This is a genomic window from Pseudonocardia sp. McavD-2-B, assembly GCF_024124365.1.
Classification (GTDB): domain Bacteria; phylum Actinomycetota; class Actinomycetes; order Mycobacteriales; family Pseudonocardiaceae; genus Pseudonocardia; species Pseudonocardia alni.
In genome coordinates this window covers 1-8,561 of sequence record NZ_JAMXSG010000259.1, presented here as the reverse complement: position 1 = coordinate 8,561, position 8,561 = coordinate 1, and the positions used below count along the sequence as shown (strand labels likewise).

12 protein-coding genes are annotated in these 8,561 nt (G+C 74.6%); 7 read left to right on the top strand and 5 right to left on the bottom strand.

All coding sequences use genetic code 11. The features are described 5' to 3' along the window. Window positions 1–799, top strand: a 799-nt coding sequence (locus NH602_RS25010) for a YncE family protein (RefSeq protein ID WP_253069069.1), incomplete at its 5' end; no start/stop codon positions are given. A 13-nt stretch (window positions 800–812) separates the two neighbouring features. Here the strand turns inward: NH602_RS25010 and NH602_RS25005 are convergent. From NH602_RS25005 to NH602_RS24990, 4 genes are all read right to left on the bottom strand, one after another. Continuing rightward, on the bottom strand, window positions 813–1,388 hold the full coding sequence (locus NH602_RS25005; protein WP_253069068.1) for a TetR/AcrR family transcriptional regulator: 576 nt from the start codon (window positions 1,386–1,388) through the stop codon (window positions 813–815). After that, window positions 1,385–1,930, bottom strand: coding sequence for a DUF4334 domain-containing protein (locus tag NH602_RS25000; RefSeq protein ID WP_253069067.1), 546 nt, complete (start codon window positions 1,928–1,930; stop codon window positions 1,385–1,387). Before NH602_RS25000 ends, NH602_RS25005 begins: the two co-directional genes overlap by 4 nt. A gap of 47 nt (window positions 1,931–1,977) precedes the next feature. Next, window positions 1,978–3,270 carry an MFS transporter gene (locus tag NH602_RS24995; protein ID WP_253069066.1) on the bottom strand — a complete coding sequence of 431 codons (1,293 nt, stop codon included), beginning with the start codon at window positions 3,268–3,270 and terminating at the stop codon, window positions 1,978–1,980. Window positions 3,271–3,343: 73 nt separating this feature from the next. Beyond that, window positions 3,344–3,874 carry a hypothetical protein gene (locus NH602_RS24990; protein ID WP_253069065.1) on the bottom strand — a complete coding sequence of 177 codons (531 nt, stop codon included), beginning with the start codon at window positions 3,872–3,874 and terminating at the stop codon, window positions 3,344–3,346. 92 nt (window positions 3,875–3,966) lie between these two features. Between NH602_RS24990 and NH602_RS24985 the strand changes: the two genes are divergently transcribed. The 5 genes from NH602_RS24985 to NH602_RS24965 all read left to right on the top strand — a co-directional run bounded on the left by NH602_RS24985 (window position 3,967) and on the right by NH602_RS24965 (window position 7,423). Continuing rightward, window positions 3,967–4,836: an alpha/beta fold hydrolase gene (locus NH602_RS24985; protein ID WP_253069064.1), complete on the top strand. Its 870-nt coding sequence runs from the start codon at window positions 3,967–3,969 to the stop codon at window positions 4,834–4,836. A 31-nt stretch (window positions 4,837–4,867) separates the two neighbouring features. Next, complete coding sequence (locus tag NH602_RS24980) at window positions 4,868–5,221, top strand: hypothetical protein (RefSeq protein WP_253069063.1); 354 nt, start codon at window positions 4,868–4,870, stop codon at window positions 5,219–5,221. Beyond that, window positions 5,221–5,964, top strand: coding sequence for an enoyl-CoA hydratase/isomerase family protein (locus NH602_RS24975; RefSeq protein WP_253069062.1), 744 nt, complete (start codon window positions 5,221–5,223; stop codon window positions 5,962–5,964). Before NH602_RS24980 ends, NH602_RS24975 begins: the two co-directional genes overlap by 1 nt. Before the next feature lie 9 nt (window positions 5,965–5,973). Continuing rightward, on the top strand, window positions 5,974–6,999 hold the full coding sequence (locus tag NH602_RS24970; RefSeq protein ID WP_179762559.1) for a DUF4185 domain-containing protein: 1,026 nt from the start codon (window positions 5,974–5,976) through the stop codon (window positions 6,997–6,999). A gap of 82 nt (window positions 7,000–7,081) precedes the next feature. After that, window positions 7,082–7,423 (top strand): hypothetical protein, encoded by a 342-nt coding sequence (locus NH602_RS24965; protein ID WP_179762558.1) that lies wholly within the window; start codon window positions 7,082–7,084, stop codon window positions 7,421–7,423. Here the strand turns inward: NH602_RS24965 and NH602_RS24960 are convergent. Continuing rightward, the gene (locus tag NH602_RS24960; RefSeq protein ID WP_179762557.1) at window positions 7,386–7,781 is read right to left on the bottom strand and encodes a hypothetical protein; all 396 of its coding nucleotides are present in this window, start codon (window positions 7,779–7,781) and stop codon (window positions 7,386–7,388) included. The two genes, NH602_RS24965 and NH602_RS24960, sit on opposite strands and share 38 nt — an antisense overlap. Window positions 7,782–7,911: 130 nt before the next feature. Here NH602_RS24960 and NH602_RS24955 point away from each other — a divergent pair. Continuing rightward, window positions 7,912–8,561 (top strand): TVP38/TMEM64 family protein (locus tag NH602_RS24955; RefSeq protein WP_253069061.1); only part of this gene is annotated, 650 nt, incomplete at its 3' end.

Sequence of the window (8,561 nt, the reverse complement as noted above, 5' to 3'; positions counted from 1 at the left end):
GGTCGGGGTGCGGCAGCCCGACCGGCTCGTGCTGCTCGACGCCGACACCGCCGCCGTCGTCGGGCGGGTGCCGCTGCCGGGCGTGCTGCGCCACCTGCAGCTCGCCGGGCCGGGCGGGCCGGTGCTGGTCCCGAGCGAGAGCGCGAACGGCCTGCTGCGCGTCTCGCTGCCCGGTGGCCAGGTGTCCTCGGAGGTCATGACCGGCCCGATGGCGCACGACGCGACCGGGACGGCGGCCGGGACCGTGTTCGTCGCCAACGAGGCGGGTGGCAGCGTGTCCGTGGTCCGCGGGGACCGGGTGGTGCGCCAGCTGACCGACGTCACCCAGCCCGCCGGGCTCGCCCCCGTCGGCGACCGGGTCGGACTGATCGACGTCCGCGAGAACACCCTCACCGTCTACGACGCCGCCACCGGCGACGGCATCCGCGAGCTCCCGGCCGGCGACGGCCCGACCCACCTGGTCGCCGACCGGCACGGCCGCATGATCGCGACCGACACCCGGGGCGGGCACCTGATCGTCTTCGACCCGGCGGGCACCCCGGCCGAGGTCGGACGGGTGGACCTGCCCGGCGAGCCCTACGGGATCGCCTACGACCCGGTCCGGGACCGCGTGTGGGTCACCGCGACCGGGGCGAACCTGCTCGTCGGCTACGACATGACCGACCCGACGCCGCGGGAGGTGGCCCGGATCCCCACCGTGCGCCAGCCGAACACGGTGGCGGTCGACCCGGACACCGGACGGCTGTTCGTCACCGGCACCGCCGACGGTGTCGTGCAGGTCGTCGACGGGCCCGCCTAGGAGCGCGCGGAGCTCACGCGCGGGCCCCGAGGGCCGGTAGCAGCACGTCGTCGCAGACCGACCGCAGGTACCCGGCGTCGGCGACGGCGGCCGGCCCGTCGAGCAGCGTCGGCGCCACCACCGCGCCCGCCAGCAGGTAGGGCAGGTGCCGGGCGGCGGGCGGGTCGGCGGGCAGCTCCCCGCGGGCGACGGCCCGCGCCACCACCGCGCGCAGCGCCTCGACCTGCGGCAGCAGCCGCGAGGACAACGCGGCAGGCAGGGCGGGGTCGCGCTGTCCGGCCCCGGCCAGTCCCAGCACGATCGGCACGTCGACCGCGGCCCGCGCGGCCAGCTGGTCGACGACCGCGGCGAGGTCCCCGGCCAGCGACCCGGTGTCGATCCGGTCGATCGCGAGCGGGCTGCCCGCCGAGACGGCCTCCACCACGAGTGCGGCCTTGTCGCCCCACTGCCGGTAGAGCGTGGCCTTGCTGGTGCGGGTCGCCGCGGCGACGGCCTCGACGGTGGTCGAGGAGTAGCCGCGTTCCGCGACGAGGTCCCGGGTCGCGGCGAGCACCTCCCGGCGGCGCTCGTCGGGGAAGCGGCTGGTCACTCGCGACGCAGGAAGAACAGGAACGGATGGGTCAGGCCGCGCATGTCCATGGCACCGAGGACGGTGGCGTCGTCGACGCGCCGGAAGACGTCGTGGATCGGCAGGTCGTCGTAGCACATGGTGGCGCTGGCGACCCCGCGGTACTCGGTGGTGCGCAGCCGCGCCTTCGGGGCCCGGGTGGCGAGCGCGGGGCCCGCGGTGCGGGCGATCCGCGCCAGGGTCGGGTTGCGCAGCGCGGCCGGGTGGCGCAGCAGCGCGGGCAGCGGGACCAGGGCGGGGTTGAGCGAGAACAGGCCGCCGCGGGGGTGGTCCATGACGAGCGGGTGGACGTCGTCGACGCCGTCGAACCGCTTGCCGTGCCAGCCGAAACGCCCCAGCAGCCCGTCCATCGGGTTGCCGGTGGGGATCTCGCCGCCCGACCAGTCGCCCAGCATCTCCGCGACCCCGACGGCGGGCAGCGCGTCGAAGAACCCGAGGCCCTCCTCGATCGTGGCGCCGTGCGCGAGGTGGCGCAGCGTGTCGGCCGGTGCGGTGCTGGTCATCGCGAGCTCTCCATCGAAACGGCGTCGTTTCGATGGAGCGTACCCGGTCAGCGGAGGGCGGAGCCCTTCGTCTCCGGCAGGGTCAGCACCGCGACGAAGGAGATCACGGCCCCGACGGCGACGTAGACGAAGAACAGGATCGCCAGGTCCGCCTCCTGCAGCGAGGCGATGACCAGCGGCGCGGTCCCGCCGAACACCGCAACGGTCAGGTTGTACCAGGCACCGATGCCCAGGGCCCGGACCTTCGTCGGGAACAGCTCGCTCATGATCGCCGGCGCGACCGAGGTCATCGCCGTGTAGAGCCCCAGCCCGACGACGAAGACGAGGAACATGTTCCAGAAGCCGGGTCCGATCAGGAACGACAGCGGTACGACGAGCACCGCGGTGGCCGCGGACCAGACCAGCATCTGCGGCTTGCGGCCGTACCGGTCGGCGGCGGCCCCCATCGGGTACTGCAGGAGTACGAAGATCGCCGTGGCGATCGACAGCGCGAGGAAGACCTCGGACGCGTCGGCCCCGCGGGACTTCGTCGCGTACGGGGTCAGCGCGGAGAAGAAGGTGTAGTAGCAGAGCGTGTGCAGGATCGTGAAGCCGACGAGCTGCGCGACCGCCTTCGGGTGCTCACGCAGGGTCAGCATCAGCGGGTTGCGGATCCGGGCCGCGGACTCCTTGTTCTCCTCGAACTGCTCGCTCTCGCTCATCTGGCGCCGCATCCAGAGCCCGATGATCCCGAGCACCCCGCCGAGCAGGAACGGGATCCGCCAGCCCCAGGAGGCCAGCTGGTCCTCGGTCAGCGTCGCGGCCAGCACGAAGCCGGTGAGGGAGGCGAACAGCACCGCGGTGCCGGTGGAGATGTAGAAGAACGACGAGTAGCGCCCGCGCCGCTCGCGCGGGGCGATCTCGGCGAGGTAGGCCGAGGCGTTGGAGACCTCGCCGCCCAGCGACATGCCCTGCGCGATGCGCGCGAGCAGCAGCAGGACCGGGGCGAACCAGCCGATCATCGCGAACGTCGGCAGCAGGCCGATGACGAACGACCCGCCCGCCATCAGCAGGATGGTCACCAGCATCGCGGTGCGGCGGCCCTTGAGGTCGGCGAACCGGCCCAGCAGCAGACCGCCCAGCGGCCGGAAGAAGAAGGCGAGCGCATAGGTTGCGAGCGTCGAGATGAGGGCCAGCGCCGCGTTCTCGGGCGGGAAGATCTGCGTCGCGAAGTAGATCGAGAACGTCGCGTAGATCGTCCAGTCGTACCACTCGACCGCGTTGCCGATGGACGCCGCGACGAGCGTCCGGACCGGGAGACGGTGACGTTCCGTCGTTCCGGTGGTGGGTGCCTGGGACACGGTTCCCCCTGACGTGTCGGCCGAACGGTCGGCGAACGGTAACCGTTACGGCCCGACAATTCGACCGGACGGGTCACGAGAGGACCAGGCCGACAGTCGTCGCGGTCCCGAAGACGAGCGTCACCACGTGCCCGAGGACGGCGAGCCCGCGGCGGCCGCGCCGGGTGCCGAGCACCACCGCCGTCCTCCAGGGCAGGTAGCCGAGCAGGGCGACGCCGAGGAACGGCAGGGTCAGTGCGGCGAGCACCCCGGTCGTCCCGGTGGGCACCGCACGGTCACCGGCAGTGGTCAGCTGCGCCGCGACGACCTCCCCGGCCGACGAGTCCGGCGAGGCGTCGACGGCGATCGGGTCACCGCCGGCGTCCGGCCGGAACAGGCCGTTGCAGTCGTAGCGACCCTCCCCCAGGTCGGTGCAGTCCGTGACCTCCAGGACCCCGGGCGCGCCGACCGCGCCGCTGGCCAGGCGCAGGTCGTCGACGGCGGACCACCCGCACGCGAGCGCGAGCAGCAGCCACAGCGCCAGCAGGAACCCCATCCAGCCCGGGGTGGGGGTCTCCGGGTCGTCCCAGTCGACCTCGACGTCGGGGTTCCGGCGCTCACTCACACGCGCGAGTATGGCCGTCGCGACCCGGGCGCCCCATCATCATTTCTCGGTACACCGAGCCGCCCGTCCCACGATCCCGGAGGATCCCCGCGATGCCACTGTCCGCCGCGACCGACGGCTTCCGACTGGCCTACGACCGCCACGGCCAGCCCGGCGCGCCGCCGGTCCTGCTGCTGCACGGCTGGCCGGGCGACCGGACGGACATGACCGCCGTCGCCGAGCGGCTGGCCCCCGCGCACGACGTCGTCGTCCCGGACCTGCGCGGGTTCGGCGGGTCCGACTCGCACGACCGCGACCCGGCCGAGCAGTACTCGGCGGCCGCGCAGGCGCTCTCGCTGACCGCGCTGCTGGGAGAGCTGGGCCTGTCCGATGTGGTCGTCGCCGGCTACGACGTCGGCAGCCGCGTCGGCCAGCAGGTCGCGAAGGACCGGCCCGACCTGCTCCGCGAGCTCGTGGTCACCCCGCCCGCGCCGGGGGTCGGGCGGCGGATCCTCGCGGAGCAGCCGGTGCGCGAGTTCTGGTACCAGTCCTTCCACCAGCTCGACCTGGCCCGCGAGCTCGTCGACGGCGACGCCCGTGCCGCCCGCGCGTACCTGCGCCACTTCTGGTCGCACTGGTCCGGCCCGGAGTTCACCCCCGACGACGAGCGCCTCGACCACCTCGCCGTCGCGTACGGGACGCCGGGCGCGTTCGTCGCGTCGATCAACTGGTACCGCTCCGGCGGCGGCGCGGTGGCCCGCTCGCTCGCCGAGACCGCGCCCGACCCGGCCGACCGCGTCACCGTCCCGACGACGTTCCTGTGGCCCGAGCACGACCCGCTGTTCCCGCGCGACTGGTCCGACCGGGTCGGGGAGTTCTTCACCGACGTGACCGTCACCCCCGTCGACGGCGTCGGGCACTTCGTCCCGGTCGAGGCGCCGCAGGTGTTCGCCGACGCGGTGGCCGCGGCGGCCGCCCGGTAGGACCTGTCGTCGCGGCCGCCGCTGTGGTCCGATGATCGTCGTGGTCCGGGGGTGGCGGTGGATCGGCGGAGCGGCGGTCGCGGTGCCGGCGCTCCTGGCGCTGCTGTCCTGGGTGCGCTGGGCCGGGCTGCCCGCGGAGGTCGCCGTCCCCGCGACCACCGGCGGTCCCGTCGACGAGCCGAGCACCGTCACGCTGTCGGCCGCGCCGGGGGCACGCGGGATCGGGGTCGCGCTGGTCGTCGCCGCGGCCGGGATCGCCCCGCTGATCCTGGCGATCCTGACGCCGGTCGCGGCCGGCGTCGGCGCGATCGTGCTGCTGGTGCTGGTCCTGGTGCTGCGGCGACGCCCCCCACGCACCGTCCCGCCGCCGTGGACGGTGCACTGATGGGGACTCCGCGGGTGCACGACGACGGCGCGGTCCGGACGGTCACCCTGGACCGTCCCGAGGCCGCCAACGCACTGCACACGGGCGACGTCGACGCGATCACCGCGGCCGTCACCGACCTCCCGGACCGGGTGCGGGTCGTCGTCGTCACCGGGGCCGGGGACCGCGCGTTCGGCGCCGGGATGCACCTCGACGTGTTCCGCGACGCCGCCCCCGGCGACGGTCGCGCGATCATCACCCGGCTCGCGACCTGCCTGCGTGCGGTGCGCACCGCACCGGTGCCGACGATCGCCCGGCTGAACGGCGCCTGCCTCGGTGCGGCGTTCGAGCTGGCGCTGGCCTGCGACCTGCGCGTCGCCCACGCCGGGGTGCGGGTGGGGCTGCCCGAGGTGCGCCTCGGGATCCCGTCGGTGGTCGACGCGGCGCTGCTGCCCCGCTACGTCGGTGCCGCGCTCGCCCAGGAGATGGTCCTGACCGGCAGCGTGCACCGGGTCGACGAGCCCGGGACGGCGCCGCTGGTGAACCGGCTCGTCGACTCCCCCGCCGGGCTCGATGCCGCCGTCGACGACCTCGTCGCGACGCTGCTCGCCCCGACCCGCGAGGTCCTGTCGGCGCAGAAGGAGCTGCTCGAGACCTGGCGCGAGCAGGGCATCACCGGCTCGGTGGAGGCGAGCGTCGACACCTTCGCGGAGGTGTTCGCGCTGCCCGCGACCCGCGACGCGATCGCGCGGTACCGCCCGTAGGGTCGCGCCATGGCCGTCACGACCAAGATCGCCGACCTGACCGGGCCCGGGTACACCGACCGGTTCGGGATCGGCGGCACCGACCTCGGCATCCTCGCCACCGCCCCGGACGGGCGCCTGGTCGCCGTCTTCGGCGACACGTTCGACCGGGCCGGTGTCGGCGGGCCCGGCTGGCGCTCCCCGGTCGTGCTGTTCGCCGACCCCGACGACGTCCGCGGCGGCCTGCGCTGGACCGGCTCCGGCGGCGACGCGGCCGACTACGCCTGCCGCCTGGTCAGCAAGCCGGCGACGAACTGGTTCCGGCTGCACCGGCGCGTCACCACGATCCTGCCGGCCGACGTCATCACCGTCGGCGACACGATGTACCTGCACGTCATGGCCAACAAGGGCCTCGGCAACGTGCTGTGGAGCGAGATCGTCGCCTCCCGCGACAACGGCGTCACCTGGGAGCGGACCGGCTGCGACTGGCCCGGCGACCACCACGACGGCCTGTTCCAGCAGCTGACCTGGTGCGACGGCGGCGACGGCTACGTCTACGCCTACACCACCGGCTTCCAGCGCCGCGACGGCCTGCTGCTGCACCGGGTGCCCGCCGACCGGATCACCGACCGCGACGCGTGGGAGCCGTGGGGCTTCGCCGGGGAGCGCTGGGACTGGGGCAACCCGCCGACGCTGACCCTCCCCGGCGCGTTCGGCGAGCTCAACCTGCGCCGGGTGCCCGGCCCGGACGGTCGCGAGCACCTGCTGCTCACCGTCTTCGACGCCGGGAACTACCGGATCGACACACTGCTGCTCGACCGCCCGAACGCCGACCTGCACCGCGCCCCGCGGACCACGGTGCTCACCGGCTGCGGCTGGGACGACGAGGACCACGCCACCGGCCGCGTCGCACAGCTCTACGGCGGCTACGTCGTCCCCGGCTCGACGCTCGACGACCTGCACCTGGTCGTCAGCCAGTGGAACACCACGACCAACTGGCCCTATCGGGCGATGCAGTTCCGGACGGACGTCACGGAGCTGCTGCGGACGGAGTAACCCCAGGTCCCGGCGTCATGAGAAGTGGGTATCTCCCGGCCGGGACCGCATCCGGACGGGGGCTCCGCTCGTAGGGGACTCCATGAGCTCGGAGCACGACGGGACGCGCCCCTTCACCGCGACGGTGGTCGTCGGTGGCTGTCCCCTCACCGCCGAGGAGCTGCGCGTGCTGGCGCGGACGCTGCCCGAGCTGTCCCGGGTGCGGACCGCGCGCCACGGGGGCGGGCTGTTCCTGCAGGCGCGCCTCGACGACGTCGACGGCGCCGCCGCCGTGCGACGGCTGCGCCGCGCGGTGCCGCGGTTGCTGACCGGGTTCCCCGGTGTCGTCGTCGCGGCGGGCCCCGGGCCGGCGCCCCGGTCGCGGACGCCGTGGTGGCGCCCGGTGGTCAGCCCGGTTCCCGCTCCCCGGGCGGCAGGAGGCTGAAGTACCAGCGGCCCGCCTCCTCGGTGACCGACAGCGTCACCAGCACCGGTCCCGAGCGCACCTCGACCCGGTCCGGCCCGGTGGGCAGCACGGCGGGCGACCCGGCCGCCTGGAGGCGTTCGACGTAGTCGTCGGCGAAACCGCGGTCCGGGGCGTCGAGCAGCAGCTCGTGCAGCCGGGCACCGCCACCGTCGGGGGTCCGCAGCGCGGCCTCGCCCCGCTCGTAGAGCGCGGCCCGGTCGTCGGCACCGCGCTCCCCCGCCGCCGCGATCAGCGTGACGGTCCCGACGATCCACGCCCCGACGAACGCGACGGCGATCCACCCCAGCAGGGTGCGGGTGCGCGCCGGACGTCTCATCAGGCCGAGACTGTGTCACACCGGACACCGTCGTCCGCCGCACACCGGTCGCCGTTCACCGGTCCGTGCCGGTGCTCACCCGAACCCCGCGGGTACCCGCACTCGTAGACCCGGGTGGAGGTGGTCGACGGTGGCCCGATGGTGGCGGCCCGTGCTGCTGGTGACGCTGGTGGCCGCGGGCTCCGCGGTACTGCTGGTCACCGGCTGGCCGACGGTCGAGGGCGTCCGTGCGACGACGGCGTCCGCGGGCTGGGCGGCACCGGTCCTGTTCACCCTGCTGTTCGTCGGGTTCACCCTGGTCCCGGCGCCCGCGACCGTGATGGGCATCGCCGCCGGGGTCCTGTTCGGCCTGCCCGTCGGCCTGGCGACGACGATGACCGCCGTCGCCGTGGGCTCGCTGATCGGCTTCGTGCTGTCGCGGACGCTGGGCCGCGAGGTCGTCGCCGGGATCGGCGGCGCCCGCATCCGCCGTCTCGACGCGCGGCTGCGCCGGGGCGGGCTGTGGGCCGTCGCCGGGGGCAGGCTGCTGCCGGTGATCCCGTTCCCGGTGCTCAGCTACGCCTGCGGGCTGACCGCGATCCGGCTGCGCGACTACCTGGCCGGGTCGGTGCTCGGGGTGGCGCCCTCGGCGGTGGCGTTCGTGACGATCGGCGCCTACGGCGGGGACCCGGCCTCGGTGCCGTTCGTGGCGGCCGTCGCCGGGCTGGTGCTGCTGACCGGCGCCGCACTCGTCGCGGGTCGGCGACGGCGGCGACGCACGGAGCCCGGTGCCGCTCCGCC

What these genes read in the sequence shown, in the direction of transcription:
- NH602_RS25000 (WP_253069067.1), bottom strand. Translation starts at nt 1,930, where the DNA reads ATGACCAGCACCGCACCGGCCGACACGCTGCGCCACCTCGCGCACGGC.
- NH602_RS24985 (WP_253069064.1), top strand. Translation starts at nt 3,967, where the DNA reads ATGCCACTGTCCGCCGCGACCGACGGCTTCCGACTGGCCTACGACCGC.
- NH602_RS24980 (WP_253069063.1), top strand. Translation starts at nt 4,868, where the DNA reads ATGATCGTCGTGGTCCGGGGGTGGCGGTGGATCGGCGGAGCGGCGGTC.
- NH602_RS24975 (WP_253069062.1), top strand. Translation starts at nt 5,221, where the DNA reads ATGGGGACTCCGCGGGTGCACGACGACGGCGCGGTCCGGACGGTCACC.
- NH602_RS24970 (WP_179762559.1), top strand. Translation starts at nt 5,974, where the DNA reads ATGGCCGTCACGACCAAGATCGCCGACCTGACCGGGCCCGGGTACACC.
- NH602_RS24965 (WP_179762558.1), top strand. Translation starts at nt 7,082, where the DNA reads ATGAGCTCGGAGCACGACGGGACGCGCCCCTTCACCGCGACGGTGGTC.
- NH602_RS24960 (WP_179762557.1), bottom strand. Translation starts at nt 7,781, where the DNA reads ATGAGACGTCCGGCGCGCACCCGCACCCTGCTGGGGTGGATCGCCGTC.